We start from the raw sequence: 14,784 nt of genomic DNA on the forward strand, positions 1-14,784 counted from the left end.
CGGGGATACCGGCAGTCCGTCGCGCTCCGCGACCAGGTCGGTCTTCGATCCCGACCCGCCGCGACCGATCGGGTCCGAGCCGCCGGTTCAGCCGAAGGCGCGTCGGTAGGTCCGCGGGCTGACGCCGGTGGTGCGTTTGAAGCGGTCGCGGAACGTGGTGGGAGAGCCGAAGCCGACCTGGTCGCCGATGTGCTCCACGGAGTGGTCCGTGGTTTCCAGCAGGTGCTGTGCCTGGCGGACGCGGGCCCGGTGGAGCCACTGGAGCGGGGTGGTGCCGGTCTGGTCGCGGAACCGCCGGATCAGGGTCCTGGTGCTGGTCCCGGACCGCGCGGCGATGTCGGCCAGGGTGAGGTCGCGGGCCAGGTTCTCCCGCAACCAGGTGAGCAACGCCTCCAGTTCGGAGCCCTGGGGCGTGGGGACGTGGTCGTGGACGATGAACTGCGCCTGGCCGCCCTCGCGTTCGAGCGGCATCACGGACAGCCGGGCGGCGTCGGCGGCGACCGCCGAGCCGTAGTCCCGGCGGATCATGTGCAGGCACAGGTCCAGGCCCGCGGCCGCGCCGGCCGAGGTGAGGAACTGGCCGTTGTCGACGTAGAGGACGTCCGGGTCGACGTCGACGTCCGGATGGAGGGCGGCCAGCAGCCCGGCCGCCTGCCAGTGGGTCGTGGCGCGCAGCCCGTCGAGGAGTCCGGTGGAGGCCAGGGGGAAGGTGCCGGTGCAGAGGGAGGCGATCCGGGTCCCTCCGACGGCGACCGCCCCGCCTGGAAGCAGTCCATCGCCAAGCCCGTGCGACTCGACGTGACGGTCGACGGCGGTACCCTCCGGGGCACCTCCAAGGCCGGACGTCTTCCGTCCTCGAAGGTCACCGGCGAGCGCCGAACCGTCCCGGGGTGCCAGGCGTGAACAAGCTCTTCCTGTCCCTGCACGTCCTGGCCGCCATCATCACCGTCGGCCCCGTCACCGTCGCCGCGAGCATGTTCCCCGCGACGCTGCGCCGCGCCCTCGGCCATGCCGGTGCCGGTGGCGGTTCCGGTGTCAGTGACGCCCGGACGACCCTGCGTACACTGCACCGCATCTGCCGGGTCTACGCGGGCATCGGCACGGCCGTACCCCTCTTCGGCTTCGTCACGGCCAGTGGCCTCGGCGTCCTCGGCGACGCCTGGCTGATCACCTCGATCCTGCTGACCGCGCTCGCCGCTTGCGTCCTGGCCCTGTTCATCCTGCCCGGCCAGGACCGCGCCCTGGCCGAGGTGGCGGGCCTTCCCACGGCATCGGCGCCGACCTCCCCGCAACCCGGCCGGCTCGCCATGCTCACCGGCGTCTTCAACCTGCTGTGGGCCACCGTCACCGTCCTGATGGTCGTCCGCCCCGGCTCCACCACGGGGGTGTGACCATCTGGCGCAGGCCTCCGCGCCACCGGGGCTTCGCGGTTCACGCCGAGCCGGTGATCACCGGCATCACCTGTCGTCTACCACCGCCACCAGACCGCTTCGGGCGCGTTGTCGCGCGCGACGGAGTGGTCCTCGCCGGCGACGAAGAACACGGCTGCTGTGACGATGTGGTCGCCGGCGCGCTGGGCGCCGATCTCGAGCTGGAAGCGGTCGCAGGAGACGTCGCCGCTGGGACTGAACCGCAGACCGGTGTCGTACTCGATCGCGTGGGCTTCCATTTCCCGCGCGAGCTGCGACGGCACGCGGCCGATGAGTCGGATTCCCTCGCAGGTCACCTGGGGGCCGAGCCGTCCGTCGACGTGGACGTAGGCCAGCTCTCCGTCCGCGTGGAAGTAGCACTCCACCGGCGCCTGGCTCGTGGGGGCGTCATCCTTGGCGAAGCACACGGTTTTCCACCCCGGGCCGTACCCGCCGGGGCGGGCGGTGAAGCCGTGCACGGCCAGGGCCGCGACGACCTCTTCCCGGTGCGTGTCCATGCGCAGAGGCCCCAGGGTCCGCCCGGGGAGGTAGTCCCACTGATCCCGCTCCACGTCCGGAAGCACCGGCCACGTACCCGTATCCATCGCATGATGATCACCCATCAGGGTCACGCCCCGTCCACCAGGGACCGGAGCTGCCCCAGAAGATCGTGAAGCCGGTGCCGGAACCGGCGGGCGTCCTGCACCCGTCGCCGCCACCCGGTGCCGCCAACGCCGTCCACGGCCACCACACGCCCGATCTGGTGCGCTGCGACAGCATTCCCGGGGCCGTTCCCGTCCCCGTCGAGCGGGAGGTGGGGGAGCACACCTGTCAGACGGTGACGGGCGGCAGAGCGGGCAAGCCCATGCCGGCACGAGTCGCCTTGGGCGGCCCGTACTTCCGCTGCGGGGCAGAGAGCGAGGTCCACGCATGCGGCTACGCGCACGAAGCGCCCGCGGCCTTCGTCGCCGGGGCCGAGGAACTGTTCGACGGCGGCGACTTCGACCTGTTGCCCGACGACGCGGGCGGAGGACGAGAACGGTCCGGCCGGTCGCGGTGACGCGGCGGGCGTCAGGAAGACGGCTGCGGTTGCGGGCGGGTCGTCCCGGGAAGGCAGGTGACCGCGGGGTTGTACGTGGTGAACTGTCCGGCGGGGTTCTTCTTCCACAGCCACAGGTGCAAGGTGTAGTGGACGGGCTGACCGGGGAAGTTGCCGCGGTTGGGACCTTTGAAGGGCACCCCGAACATGCTCGGCCGGTCGTCGTCCGTCTTCAGGTTCTGGTCGCGGTCGTGGACGGTCCACTGCACGCCCACGAGACGCTTGCCGCCCTTGCCGTCGTCCTCGTAGAGGAGGGCGGTGGGCTTCGCCGGGTCCGTCGAGTTGTCGTAGGCGTGGTTGAAGTGCGGGTAGCCGAGCGCGCCCGTGCCGCCCGCCCGGTCGAAGACGCAGTACTGGTCGGGCTTGTAGCCGGCCCGCACACCGTTCGCGTGGTGCTGGTACGCGGCGGTCGCCCGGTAGGCGACCGCCTTGTCCGCAGCCGCCCTGCCGGGCTCGGGTCCGGCGACGGCGGGCGCCACGGCGAGCGCGGTGGCGCCGGCCAGGACCAGGGCGAGCGTGCGGGCCATGCGCGGACTCCTCGACGACGGTGGCACTCGGATGTTCCACCAGCCCTTCCCGTACGTGCCGGACTCCTCCCGCGAACGGCCCGGACGGAGGACACCCGGACGGGTGCGTCGCGCACGTCCGCGCGGGATCGTCCTGCCGCCGTCGTACTGCGGCGCGCCGAAGGGGTCGGGGCGGCAACGGCGGAGGGGGCGACCTCGACGTGCGCGGCGCGGACGGGGCGGTCGTCACCCGTCGTGCGGCCTACGTCGTCGGAGCCGACGGCCGCCGGAGCGCCGTGCGGCAGGCGATCGGCCCGGGCTTCCCCGGGCCCCTCCGCCGTCGAGTCGCTGATCCTCGCCGACGTCCGGTCGGCGGAGAGGCCCGAAGGGGTCCCCGCCGTCAACGCCCGCGGCGACGCCTTCGCGAAGATCGCCTCCTTCCGCGACGGCCGGTACCGGGTCATGGGCTGGAACCGTCGCGACGAGGTCCCCGACGACGCCCCGGTCGACCTCGACGGGGTCAGGGACGTCACCCGCCGTGCCCTGGGCTCCGACCACGGCGTGCACGAGGCCCGCTGGCTCTCCCGTTTCCACACCGACGAGCGCCAGGCGCCGCACCACCGGGTCGGACGGGTCTTCCGCGCCGGGGGCACTGCCCACATCCGCTCCCCGGCCGGCCGTGCATGAACACGGGCCTCCAGGACGCCGTCGGCCCGAGCCGGAAGTCGGCCACGGCCGGCCGCGCCCGGGACGCACGAAGGCCACGTTGCCCATGAGGAGCAGCTGACCGTGGGGTACCGGGCGAACGACCGTCCTGGTACGGCCCGACGGATGCGCGGCCTGGGTGGCGGAGGACGCGGACGAGACCGAGGCCGAGGGGGGCGGTGGCTCGCCCGGTACCCGGGCCGACGAGCCCGTCGGTCCGGGTACCGGGAGGCGTCCCGGTGACCTGTGCCCAGCAGGGCCGCTCCGGCCTCTCCGGCGACCGGAGCGTACGAACGTACCTTCCGGAGCGTACGATCGTACGCATGCAGACGGACCACTTCGCCGACGACCCGCGCACCAACCTGGAGCGGATGCTCGCGGGCGATCTCTACATCGCCGACGACCCCGAGATCGCGGAGAGGCAGCGGCGCGCCATGCGGCTCGCCGAGCGCTACCGGACCGCGTTCCTGGACGACCCCGGCGCGGCCCGGTCCCTCCTCGGCGAACTGCTCGGCTCCGCGGGCGAGGAGATCGAGGTGCGGCCGCCGCTGTACGTGGACTACGGCAGCAACATCTCCGTCGGAGCGCGGACCTTCGTCAACTACAACCTGACCGCGCTGGACGTGGCGGCGATCACCATCGGCGAGGACTGCCAGATCGGCCCGAACGTCCAGCTCCTCACCCCCACCCACCCCCTGGAGCCGCAGCCCCGGCGCGACAAGCTGGAAGCCGCGCTTCCCATCAGCATCGGGAACAACGTCTGGCTCGGCGGAGGCGTCATCGTCTGCCCCGGCGTGAGCATCGCCGACAACAGCGTCATCGGCGCCGGATCGGTCGTCACCAAGGACGTCCCCGCGAACGTCGTCGCGGTCGGCAGCCCCGCCCGGCCCGTCCGGGACCTTTGAGGTCCCCGGCTCCCATGGGCACCGGACACGCCGATCCGCAGCGCCGCGAGCGCATCCTCGCCGCAGTACTGGACCACATCGCCGACGAAGGCGTCGCAGGCGTCTCCCACCGCAAGGTCGCCGCCCGCGCCGGTGTGCCCCTGGGGTCGATGACCTACCACTTCCACGGCATCGACGAACTGCTCCGCGAAGCCTTCACCCGCTTCGCCGACCACGTCGCCGATCTCTTCGAGCGGCGCCTGAACGCGGCCGACAGCCCCGAGCGGGCACGCGAAGCGGTCACCGATCTCATCCACGAACTCTCCGAGGGGCCGCGGCGCGACCTGATCCTCACCCACGAGCTCTACACCCTCGCGGCCCGGCGCCCGGAGTACCGGGAGCTGACCCGGAAGTGGATGATCCGCAGCCGGGAGCTCCTGGAACGCCACTTCGACGCCGACACGGCCCGTCAGCTCGACGCGCTCGTCGAAGGGCTCGCCCTTCACCGCGCCCTCGACACCGCACCGCACGACCGACGGCTCACGAGCGAAGCCGTCAGGCGCATCACCACCACCCATTCATGACAGCCCGGTGAGCCACCGGGGAATCGGACAGGCCGTGCAGGTCGAGCGCCCCGGCTGCGCAGAAGATTCGGATCAATGCCGGGCCGGGGGGTGTTTGTGTTTGGGGTCCAGCCGGTAGTCGGGACAGTCACGGTTCCGGCATGCGCCCGGTCCCGCTACGGGGACGAATACGCCGAGGTTCTTGTGGCGGTGCAGTACGACGGGCACGGACTGCTTGCAGGCCGGACACTCGTACGCTTCGGTTTCGAGCTTCCTTTTGACCATGTCTTTACTGTAGGCCGGGAGGGGTGAGCGGGAAAGTTTTCTGGCTTTTTACTATGGCTGGGGAGGTCGGGGATCCCGGCCCGGCCGGCCGGCAGGGGGATCGGGATCATCCGCCACGGGCGGCGAGTCGGGCTGCCGCGGGTGTGGGGGAGCGGCCGACCTTTCGCCGGCTTGTTCCGCGGTGTCCGCGGGAGCGGGCTTTTTGATGCTGAGCACCACGGAACCCGTCAGCACGACGACGATGACGGCGAGGCTGACGGGGGAGGGGATTTCCGGGATGTCGGAGCTGATCATCTTGTGGGACGCCTGGAGGATGAGTTTGACGCCGATGAAGGCGAGGATGACCGCCAGGCCCTTGCTCAGGTAGTGGAAACGGTCCAGGAGCCCGGCGAGCATGAAATACAGGGCTCGCAGACCGAGGATGGCGAACGCGTTGCTGGTGTAGACGATGAACGCGTCGTCGCTGACCGCGAGGACGGCCGGAACGCTGTCGACGGCGAAGATCAGGTCGGCGGCCTCGATCGCGGCGACCACCGCGAGCAGCGGAGTCGCCACCCGCCTGCCCGCTTCCCTGACGAAGAACTTCGCCCCGGCGTACTCGTCCCGCACCGGGACGATCTTGCGGAGCATCCGCACGGCGAAGCTCTTGCCCGGGTCGAAGTTCTCCTCCTCGTCCTTGAGGAGCTTGTAGGCGCTGTAGAAGAGCACCGCGGCGAAAGCGAACAGCACCGCGGTGAAACGGCTGACCACGGCCACGCCGAGGGAGAGGAAGATCCCGCGGAAGACGAGCGCGCCGATGACGCCGAAGAACAGCACGCGGTGCTGATAGGCCCGGGGCACCTTGAAATACGCGAAGATCACGGCGAAGACGAACAGGTTGTCGACCGACAGGCTCTTCTCCAACAGCCAGGCCGTCGTGTACTCGGTCCCCGCCGTCGTCCCCAGAACGAGGAAGACGACCGCGCCGAAAATCAGCGCGAGGCCCACCCACAGGCCGCTCCACGCGGCCGCCTCCTTGAAACCGATGACGTGCGCGGTGCGATGGGCCAGCAGGTCCACCGCCAGCGACACCACCACCGTCGCGGCGAATGCCCCCCACAACCAGAACGGGACATCAAGCACGCCGAACACCCTCACGTCGGACTGTGCGAAACAACGCGGGTCCTATAACAGGAGTGTCCGGCATTACGCCCCCAAGAGCATGCGGAGCCGGTGAAAGCTCCCGCAGTGATCAGGCCTGAACACCTCGACCCGGACGAGCCCGATACCGAGCCACGGCGCGCGGACGAGGCGGACCTCGCTGTCGGCGTCGGCTCGGACGGCCTGCGAGATCCTGCCCCGGGCGCCGTCCGCCGACCACCTGCGGCGCCTGTCACGCGGCCCCTAGGACAGGCTCAGAGGCGGGCGGGCGGTCCGGCGGGGACGGAAGGGCCGGAAGGGCCGGGAGGTTTGCCCGAAGGACTGCCCCGCCGTAGCTGGCGGGGGCGGCGACGGGCACGTTCCATGGGCGGTGCCGCTTCGTGGAAGGAATCACCCCGTTGACCCAGTATGAACGTCCCGCCGACCGGGCCGTCGACAGGCACGCCCCGGCTCCCCGGACGCCCGTTCCCTCCAGCCGGGCCGGCATCCTCGGCCTCCAGCGCTCGATGGGGAACGCCGCCGTGCTGCGCATGCTCCAGCGGAGCGGACACGCGTACGCCCAGCCCCCCGCCCAGCGTCAGGCGCAGGGGGAGGAGCAGCACCGGCACGGTGCCGGGTGCGGGCACCAGCAGGACGTACAGCGGTCCGCCGCGGCTCCCGGGGGGCCGCAGATCCAGCGGCTCGTCTATGACTCCGTGGACAACGGCGCGGCCGAGGAGCTGTTCCTGGAGAACGAGGCGCAGGCTCGCGCGTATTACGAGGGCCGGGGCGTTCCCGAGGAGGTGGTGGACCGGCTGGCGGCACTGGCGGCGGACGACGACCAGTTCCTGACGCAGGACCAGGCGATGACGATGTCGCGGAACGCCGTCACCGGAGCGATCAACGTCATCACCCCGCAGGAGGCCCACTTCCTGGTCGGTCTCGCGGGTGACCGCATGGGTGGTGTGTCGGCCTACGACCCGGACATGACGGGTGTGGCGCAGGGGATCCTCGACAGCATCTCGCTGAGGAACGGGCTCGCCGCCGGGTCGGTGGTGGCGAACAGGGATTCCATCACCGAGTTCGGCCACCACCGGTCGCACACCGACATCTTCGTGCCGCACCCGGGCCCCTGGGTCCACCTGGCGCCGCCCCACGACCTCGCCAGCTGTCTGGAGCACGTGATGGGGCCGTCGAGCCACGCCTCCGTGCTGACCGACAACGAGCCCACCCAGGGGTTCGGGCAGACGCTCGTCAACAACATCGACGCGATCAACGCGGCCCACGCCGGCGATCCGGACTACATCCCCCTGACCTACACCGTGACCGAGGAGAACGTCCAGGAGGGCCAGCCGGTCGACCTGGGGATCCGGTCCACCGTCTCGTACAACACCGTCCACCGGCCCGAGTACCGGGTGATCCGGGTCTCCCGTGCCTGAGCGGCGGCACGGAAGACGGGTCCGCTGCCGTGCCCTCCGTGCCGCCGGCGCGTCGGCACGAGCACGGAGCGGAAGAGGTGGTCCAGGGTCCGGCTGAGGTGCGAGCGGTGCAGGAGGCCCGTGCCGCCAGACCTGGGGTCCAAGGCGGCCGAGAACCGGAACGGCACAGGGGAAGGCGGGCGCCTCACGTTCGTCCTCCGCCCGGTCGGCCGGAGCCCGGCCGAGTCGGTGGAGGCCGAGACCAACGCCGTCGGCCCGGCCGACGGCGTGCGGGACGGCGGCCGGTTCCTCCCCGATCCCCCGGTTCCTCCCCGATCCCGTGCTCTGCCTCACCGGCACCCTCGATGAGCCCGGAGCGCCACGTCCACGGCCCCCGGCTCAGGCCGACCCCTTCGTCTCGCCCTCGGCCTCACCCTCGCTCCGGGGTGCGGAGCCGCTCAGGTCCGGGAAGGAGTGGTGCTCGTGTGCGACCACCCAGCGGCCCGCCTCCTTGCGCAGGCCCAGAGTGAGCCGCATCCGGAAACCGGGGCGGGCCGCGAGCTCCTCCTCGGTACCGCACCGCACGAGCGCGTGGGCGAAGGCGACGTCCCGGCCCGCGGTGACCTCCAGCTCCTCGACGTCGAAGACGGCGCCCTGAGCCTGCCACTCGAAGAACGCCGGCCAGACCTCCCGATAGGAGTCGATGCCCCGCACGCCCTCGTAGGGCGGCGGAACGTCGAACATCACGATGTCCTCGGAGTGATCCTCCACCACCGTGTCGAGGTGACCCCGGTGCACCGCCCCGGCCCACCGTTCGACGAGTGTCCGGATCTGCTCGCTGTCGTTCCCCATGGCTCCTCGGTCCCTCCGGTCCGGGCCGTGCGATCAGGCACGCGTTCCCGTGGTGCCATTGCCCGGAATCGCGGGTTCTCCCCGGGACCGGGGCCGTGCGGCGTCGCAGGACGCGTCGGCACGGCAAGGAACCGGCCGGGGCGGCCAGCGGCGTGTACGACTTCGGGCCCGGCGGTCCTCGCCCCGAGCGCGCCGCCCCGTCATGCGCGTGCGGGCCCGCCGGTACGCTCCGGACCCCGTGTCGTACGATCCGACATGGCGGTCGTCCCCGTCCATGACGGACCCCGCCGAACCCGGCCGCGCTGCCGGGTCGGCCGGGAGACCCGAACCGGCAACCGCATCAGGCGGCGACGAGGTCCCGCTCGCGGGCCGGCGTTTCGACCGCGGACTTCTTGTTCGGCAGCGAGAGCCGGAAGACCTTGCGCCACGCGGAGAACACCTGCTTGGGCAGCGGGCCGGTGACGTACTCCAGCTCGTACTTCTCGAACAGCGCGCGCACCCGCACCGCGACCTCGGCGTACCGGTTGCTCGGCAGGTCCGGGAACAGGTGGTGCTCGATCTGGTGCGACAGGTTGCCGGTCATGAAGTGCATGGCCTTGCTGCCGCTGATGTTCGCCGAGCCCATCATCTGGCGCAGGTACCACTGGCCGCGCGTCTCGCCCTCGATCGACCGGCGCTCGAAGACCTGTACGCCCTCGGGGAAGTGCCCGCACATGATCACCGAGTGGGACCAGACGTTGCGGACCAGGTTCGCGGTGAACGTGGCGGCGAGCGTGGGGAGGAACGACGGCCCCGACAGCAACGGGTGGATCACGTAGTCCTTGAGGACCTGCTTGCGGATCTTGCGGCCCACGGCCCTGGCCCGCGTGCGGAACTCCGGGTTCCTGCGCCGGCGCTTGTCCAGGTTTCTGCCGAGCTCCAGGTCGTAGGCCGCGATGCCGTACTCGAAGAAGCAGGCGTTGAGGAAGTTCCACAGCGGCTGGCCGAGGTGCAACGGGTGCCACTTCTGGTCCTCGTCGACGCGCATGATGCCGTAGCCGAGGTCGTTGTCCTTGCCGAGCACATTGGTGTACGTGTGGTGCAGCTCGTTGTGCGAGTGCTTCCACTGCTCGGACGGCGAGACGTGGTCCCACTCCCAGGTGGTGGAGTGGATCTTCGGGTCCCGCATCCAGTCCCACTGGCCGTGCAGGACGTTGTGGCCGATCTCCATGTTGTCCATGATCTTCGCCACGGACAGCCCGGCGGTGCCGAGCAGCCACGCGGGCGGGAAGATCGAGAACAGCAGCACGCCCCTGCTGACCAGCTCGAGCTTGCGCTGCGCCGAGATGACCCTACGGATGTAGGCGGCGTCCTTCTCGCCGCGGTCGGCGATCACCTCGTCGCGGATCGCGTCCAGCTCGCGGCCCAGCTCCTCGATCTGCTCCGCGGTCAGGTGGGCGGTGGGGTCGATGGCGGTCAAGGTGTTCCTACCGTTCGATGTCGCAGGCGCCCGCAGCGGCGGACACACAGGTCTGGATGAGGACGCCGGGCTCGGCCTCGGTGATCTCGCCGGTGCGCAGGTCGCGGACGGCGCCCGCCCTGAGCGGCGTGACACAGCCGAAGCAGATGCCCATGCGGCACCCGGAGGGCATGAGCACGCCGGCCTCCTCGCCGACGTCCAGCAACGGCGTGGCGCCGTCCGCGTCGACGGTCCTGCCGGTGGCGCTGAACGTGACCTCGCCGCCGTCGCCGGTGACGACGATGCCGGGACGGAAGCGTTCGGTGTGCAGGCGTTCTCGGACGCCGTGCTCGCTCCAGTGCCCTTCGGCGGCGTCGAGCAGGCCCGCGGGCCCGCAGGCCCAACTCTCGCGCTCGGTCCAGTCGGGCACGAGCTCGTCGAGACGGGCGATGTCGAGCATGCCGTCCGTGTCGGTGTGCACCTCGGTGAGCCGCAGCTTCCCGTCCGCCGCCAGGGCGTGCAGCTCGTCGCGGAAGATCACGTCTCGCGGCCGTGGCGCGCAGTGGACCATGACGACGTCGTCGAGCTCGACGTCACGCAGCATGCCCATCACGGGCGTGATGCCGCTGCCGGCCGTCAGGTAGAGCACCTTGGCGGGCTTGACCCGCGGCAGCACGAAGTCACCGGTCGCCTGGTCGAGCCGGACCAGCGTGCCTGGTTTCGTCCTACGGACCAGGTGGTTGCTGACCCTGCCGTCCGGGATCGCCTTCACGGTGATCGTGACGCGGCCGTCTCGGCGGTTCGTCGGCGAGGTGATGGAGTAGGCACGCCACAGGCGCACCCCGTCGACATCGATCCCGATCCTTACGTACTGACCGGCCGCGTGGCCGCGCCAGCCCCGTCCCGGTCTGATCACGACAGTCGCGGCGTCACCCGTCTCGGGGCGCACGGCCTCGACGCGCCCCCGGAGGTCGGCGCCCGCGCGCAGCGGGCTGACCAGGTCCAGGTAATCCGACGGCAGCAGCGGCGTCGTGATCATCTCCAGCATTTTCCACGCCCCGCTGCGAAGGGCTGCACTCGTCATCACTCCAGCTTGCTGCGCCTCGGGGCGTAAAGTCCTGACCGCAGGACGTGAATCTGATCGACTGAATTGTTCGCAGGGAACAAAAATGAGCCATGCCATCCGGAGGGCCGGCGAACTGGCCCTGGACGAGAAGACGGTCACCGCGCTTCGGGCGGTGCTGAGGACCACCGCCGACGAGGTCGTCCAGGCGATCATCGACGAGGTCCCTCCCTATGCCAACGCCCTTTCGGGCCGCATGGGCGGCACCATCCGCCGAGCCGTCCGCACCGCCCTGGGGCACTATCTGGACCTCGCGAGCGGAAAAGCCACAGGCGGCGACGCCGGTGAAGCGGCCTACGAGCTGGGCCGCGGCGAGGTGCGCGACGGCCGCTCGATGGACGCCCTGCTCGGCGCCTACCGCGTCGGCGCCCGCGTGGCCTGGCGGTGCCTGGCAGCGGGTGCCGTGCCCACGGGGCTGCCCGCCGCCGAGGTCGCCAAGTTCGCCGAGCTGACCTTCGCCTACATCGACGAGCTCTCCGCCGCGAGCGCCGCGGGCCACGCCGACGAACTGGCCGCCCGGGGCAGGGCCCACGAGCGGCACCTGGAACACCTCGCCCGCGACCTCCTCGCCGGCGCGAGCCCGGACGTCCTGCTGGCCTCCGGCCAACGGGCCGGGTGGCACCCTCCGGTTTCGCTGACCGCGGTCCTGCTGCCCGCCGCCCAGGCCCGCCCCGCCTACCGCACGCTCGACCCGAACACCCTCGTCCTCGACGACCTGCCGGACGCCACCGGTGTGCTGCTCGTCCCTGATGCCGACCGGCCGCGTCTCCTGCGGCAGCTGTCCGGCCGCACCGCCGTGGTCGGCCCGGCCCGACCGTGGACCCGTGCGTCCGCCTCGTACGCACGAGCCATACGCGCCCGCTCCCTCTCCTCCGACATCCGCGACACCGAGGACCACTTGCCCGAGCTGGTGCTGAGCGCCGACACGGACGCGTTCGCGGACCTGCGTGCCCGAGCCCTCGCACCGTTGCGGGCCTTGCCCGCCACGACCGCACAGCGGCTGGAGGAGACGCTGCGGGCGTGGCTGCTGCACCAGGGCAGGCGCAACGAGGTGGCGGCGGCGTTGTTCGTCCATCCCCAGACGGTCCGGTACCGCATGGCGCAGCTGCGGGAGCTGTTTCCGGACCTCGAATCGCCCCACCGGGTCCTCGAACTGACGCTGGCGGTCGGTCTTCGGGCCGCGCGGGCGACGCGGCCGATCCCCGCGCCTTGAGGACTTCCGGGAAGCCACAGGTCAGGGAGCCGTCCGCGCCCTCGACCCGGAGCGCCTCCCGCACCGCCGACAGCAAGGCCTCCGCGCGTGCCCGCAGCGGCGTCAGGACGTCCCCGACCCCGGCAGGTGCGGGCCGCCCGAGACGTGCCCGCGCGAGTACTGGCCCCGGTACGGCGCGTACAGCCGCCCGGGGACCGAACGCGGCCCACCCGCCCGGCCCGCGGACCTGCGGGACAGGGCCGTCGGATCCCCTGGTGGGCGCGCGTCCCGCGAGCTGTGGGAGCGCGCGCTCGGCCGCGGCGAAGGCCGGGTGAGCGCCGGCACGAGGCCCGGCCCGCTCCGGCTTGACCTTCGAGTCGGGTAGAAGGTTTACGTTCGGTGGCATGACCTCGATGCGGATCTCCCAGCTCGCCGAGCGCAGCGGAGTGCCGGCCACGACCCTGCGGTTCTACGAGAGCGCCGGGCTGCTGCCTGCCGACCGGACACCCGCCGGGTACCGGCTCTACGGTGAGGAGGCGGTCGACCGGCTGGCGTTCATCGGCGCGGCCAAACATCTGGGGCTGCCTTCGGAGGAGATCGGCGAACTGCTCGGCGTGTGGGAGGCCGGCGCGTGCCGGGACGTGAAATCCGATCTGCGCCCCCGGATCGCCGCCCGCCTCGCCGAGGCCGAAGCCCGCGCCGCCGAACTCGCGGACCTCACCGCCTCCCTCCACGTTGCCCTGGCACACCTGGACGCGCTGCCCGACCGCGCCGACCGCTGCGATCCCGCATGCGGCTTCCTCGCCCCCGCACCGGGCGACACGCGCGGCGGCCGGCCGGTCGATGTCGTACTCGCTGCCGGCCGCCAGGCCGCCGAACAGGGAGCGGAACGGTGGCGCACCGCACCGGTGGCCTGCTCACTGACCGGCGAGGACCTGGACGAGCGCACTGCCCGGTGGCACGGAGCCGTCGACGGTGCCACCCGGACCGCGGTGCCCGAAGGCCTGCGGCTGACCCTGCCCGCCGACCGGGTCGCGCGCATCGCCGAACTGGCCGCCGAGGAGCAGCGGTGCTGCCCCTTCCTCGACTTCCGCCTCCACCTCGACGGCCCGTGCCTCCACCTGGAGATCCGCGCCCCCGCCGACGGCCGTACGCTGCTGACCGGCCTCTTCGGCGCCACCCACTGACCCGCCCCGCCCCACCAGGAAGCCCTTCACCGTGCTCGTCGCCCGCTCCATCGCCCTGTTCGCCGTCGCCGCCCTGTTCGAGATCGGAGGTGCCTGGCTGGTCTGGCAGGGCCTGCGCGAGCACAAGGGCTGGGTGTGGATCGGCGCCGGCATCGTCGCGCTCGGCCTGTACGGGGTGGTCGCCACCTTCCAGAGCGACGACGACTTCGGCCGCATCCTCGCCGCGTACGGCGGCGTCTTCGTCGCCGGATCGATCGCCTGGGGCATGATCGCCGACGGCTACCGCCCCGACCGCTTCGACATCATCGGCGCCCTGGTCTGCCTCGCCGGCATGGCGGTCATCATGTACGCCCCGCGCGGTCACTGACGCCCAGTCCGCGACACCATCGCGCCCACCAGAGGAGCCATCGCCACCCGATGTGATGTTCCGTCGGGCTGCTGCGCGCCGCGCGCCGCGGACCGTCAGTCCGGTGACACCTCTCCGCCCGCGTTGCGCATCATGCGCTGCAGAACCTTCAGGGTGATCAGGTATTCCTCGTCCGGGATCCCCGTGTGCACCTGCCTCCGGCCGGCCTGCTGCGTCTCGGCGGCACGCTGATGCAGCGCCCTGCCCTCGTCGGTGATGCGGAGCCGGCCGTCCGCGTCCGAGACGAGCAGCATCCGTTCCACCAGAAGGTCGAGGTCGCGGCCCATGTCCATTACCCGATCGGCTGGTTCACCAGCCCCCCGTCCTCGTGCGAGTACTCCATCACGCCGCCTTCCGTCTCGGCCGGATTCACCTCGTGCGGTGCCCCGGGCACCAGGCCCCCGGACGCCGTACGTCACCGGGTTCGCTTCCGTCACGAGCAACCGTAGAACCTCGACTGCGGTTCGGATCAAGGGTGATCGATCCGATTCCCTGGCCGGCCGCGAGCTGTCCGTCCGGGCGGGGCCCGCCATCCTGCGCGTCAGGGCCCGGGGCGGCCGCCTCGCCGGCCCCTCCGCCCACGCGCCGCGTCGATCCG

The 14,784-nt window shown here is 71.6% G+C and carries 16 protein-coding genes and 2 pseudogenes; 10 read left to right on the plus strand and 8 right to left on the minus strand.

The annotated features are described in order from the left end of the window. Positions 1-87 precede the first annotated feature (87 nt). Positions 88-756, minus strand: a pseudogene (locus ACIQKA_RS26550) (GlxA family transcriptional regulator); the annotation flags it as partial. Between the two features lie 143 nt (positions 757-899). Between ACIQKA_RS26550 and ACIQKA_RS26555 the strand changes: the two are divergent. Beyond that, positions 900-1,391: a hypothetical protein gene (locus ACIQKA_RS26555; protein WP_391096420.1), complete on the plus strand. Its 492-nt coding sequence runs from the start codon at positions 900-902 to the stop codon at positions 1,389-1,391. A 77-nt stretch (positions 1,392-1,468) separates the two neighbouring features. Here ACIQKA_RS26555 and ACIQKA_RS26560 read toward each other — a convergent pair whose 3' ends face one another. Next, positions 1,469-2,014, minus strand: a complete 546-nt coding sequence (locus ACIQKA_RS26560; RefSeq protein WP_402542599.1) for a hypothetical protein — start codon at positions 2,012-2,014, stop codon at positions 1,469-1,471. Positions 2,015-2,088: 74 nt separating this feature from the next. Between ACIQKA_RS26560 and ACIQKA_RS26565 the strand changes: the two genes are divergently transcribed. Beyond that, on the plus strand, positions 2,089-2,469 hold the full coding sequence (locus ACIQKA_RS26565; protein WP_402542601.1) for a hypothetical protein: 381 nt from the start codon (positions 2,089-2,091) through the stop codon (positions 2,467-2,469). Positions 2,470-2,480: 11 nt separating this feature from the next. On the opposite strand, the gene ACIQKA_RS26570 is transcribed toward ACIQKA_RS26565, so the two are convergent. Then, positions 2,481-3,035 (minus strand): hypothetical protein, encoded by a 555-nt coding sequence (locus ACIQKA_RS26570; protein WP_383150448.1) that lies wholly within the window; start codon positions 3,033-3,035, stop codon positions 2,481-2,483. A 200-nt stretch (positions 3,036-3,235) separates the two neighbouring features. Here ACIQKA_RS26570 and ACIQKA_RS26575 point away from each other — a divergent pair. The 4 genes and pseudogenes from ACIQKA_RS26575 to ACIQKA_RS26590 all read left to right on the plus strand — a co-directional run. Beyond that, positions 3,236-3,298: pseudogene (locus ACIQKA_RS26575) on the plus strand (hypothetical protein); the annotation flags it as partial. Positions 3,299-3,476: 178 nt separating this feature from the next. After that, complete coding sequence (locus ACIQKA_RS26580) at positions 3,477-3,701, plus strand: FAD-dependent monooxygenase (RefSeq protein WP_390109567.1); 225 nt, start codon at positions 3,477-3,479, stop codon at positions 3,699-3,701. Between the two features lie 341 nt (positions 3,702-4,042). Next, positions 4,043-4,624 (plus strand): maltose acetyltransferase domain-containing protein, encoded by a 582-nt coding sequence (locus tag ACIQKA_RS26585; protein WP_391096424.1) that lies wholly within the window; start codon positions 4,043-4,045, stop codon positions 4,622-4,624. A gap of 14 nt (positions 4,625-4,638) precedes the next feature. Beyond that, on the plus strand, positions 4,639-5,187 hold the full coding sequence (locus ACIQKA_RS26590; RefSeq protein ID WP_383150454.1) for a TetR/AcrR family transcriptional regulator: 549 nt from the start codon (positions 4,639-4,641) through the stop codon (positions 5,185-5,187). Between the two features lie 315 nt (positions 5,188-5,502). Here ACIQKA_RS26590 and ACIQKA_RS26595 read toward each other — a convergent pair whose 3' ends face one another. Continuing rightward, positions 5,503-6,573 carry a TerC/Alx family metal homeostasis membrane protein gene (locus ACIQKA_RS26595; protein WP_391096444.1) on the minus strand — a complete coding sequence of 357 codons (1,071 nt, stop codon included), beginning with the start codon at positions 6,571-6,573 and terminating at the stop codon, positions 5,503-5,505. A gap of 416 nt (positions 6,574-6,989) precedes the next feature. Here ACIQKA_RS26595 and ACIQKA_RS26600 point away from each other — a divergent pair, with 416 nt between their 5' ends. Next, positions 6,990-8,009: a hypothetical protein gene (locus ACIQKA_RS26600; protein ID WP_402542603.1), complete on the plus strand. Its 1,020-nt coding sequence runs from the start codon at positions 6,990-6,992 to the stop codon at positions 8,007-8,009. A gap of 378 nt (positions 8,010-8,387) precedes the next feature. On the opposite strand, the gene ACIQKA_RS26605 is transcribed toward ACIQKA_RS26600, so the two are convergent. The 3 genes from ACIQKA_RS26605 to ACIQKA_RS26615 form a co-directional block, all read right to left on the minus strand. Next, a complete protein-coding gene (locus tag ACIQKA_RS26605; protein ID WP_402542605.1) occupies positions 8,388-8,840 on the minus strand; it encodes a YybH family protein in 453 nt (150 codons plus the stop codon). A 340-nt stretch (positions 8,841-9,180) separates the two neighbouring features. Next, a complete protein-coding gene (locus ACIQKA_RS26610; protein WP_402542607.1) occupies positions 9,181-10,299 on the minus strand; it encodes a fatty acid desaturase family protein in 1,119 nt (372 codons plus the stop codon). Positions 10,300-10,306: 7 nt separating this feature from the next. Further along, positions 10,307-11,317, minus strand: a complete 1,011-nt coding sequence (locus ACIQKA_RS26615) for a ferredoxin reductase (protein WP_402542608.1) — start codon at positions 11,315-11,317, stop codon at positions 10,307-10,309. A gap of 130 nt (positions 11,318-11,447) precedes the next feature. Between ACIQKA_RS26615 and ACIQKA_RS26620 the strand changes: the two genes are divergently transcribed. The 3 genes from ACIQKA_RS26620 to ACIQKA_RS26630 all read left to right on the plus strand — a co-directional run bounded on the left by ACIQKA_RS26620 (position 11,448) and on the right by ACIQKA_RS26630 (position 14,147). After that, the gene (locus tag ACIQKA_RS26620; protein WP_383150463.1) at positions 11,448-12,614 is read left to right on the plus strand and encodes a PucR family transcriptional regulator; all 1,167 of its coding nucleotides are present in this window, start codon (positions 11,448-11,450) and stop codon (positions 12,612-12,614) included. Positions 12,615-12,997: 383 nt separating this feature from the next. Beyond that, positions 12,998-13,780 carry a MerR family transcriptional regulator gene (locus tag ACIQKA_RS26625; protein ID WP_402542610.1) on the plus strand — a complete coding sequence of 261 codons (783 nt, stop codon included), beginning with the start codon at positions 12,998-13,000 and terminating at the stop codon, positions 13,778-13,780. 31 nt (positions 13,781-13,811) lie between these two features. Beyond that, on the plus strand, positions 13,812-14,147 hold the full coding sequence (locus ACIQKA_RS26630) for a YnfA family protein (RefSeq protein ID WP_383150467.1): 336 nt from the start codon (positions 13,812-13,814) through the stop codon (positions 14,145-14,147). A 95-nt stretch (positions 14,148-14,242) separates the two neighbouring features. Here the strand turns inward: ACIQKA_RS26630 and ACIQKA_RS26635 are convergent, their stop codons facing one another. Further along, positions 14,243-14,473, minus strand: a complete 231-nt coding sequence (locus ACIQKA_RS26635) for a hypothetical protein (protein WP_390109179.1) — start codon at positions 14,471-14,473, stop codon at positions 14,243-14,245. Positions 14,474-14,784 lie beyond the last annotated feature (311 nt).

It is taken from the genome of Streptomyces sp. NPDC092045 (genome assembly GCF_044756005.1).
Lineage (GTDB): Bacteria > Actinomycetota > Actinomycetes > Streptomycetales > Streptomycetaceae > Streptomyces.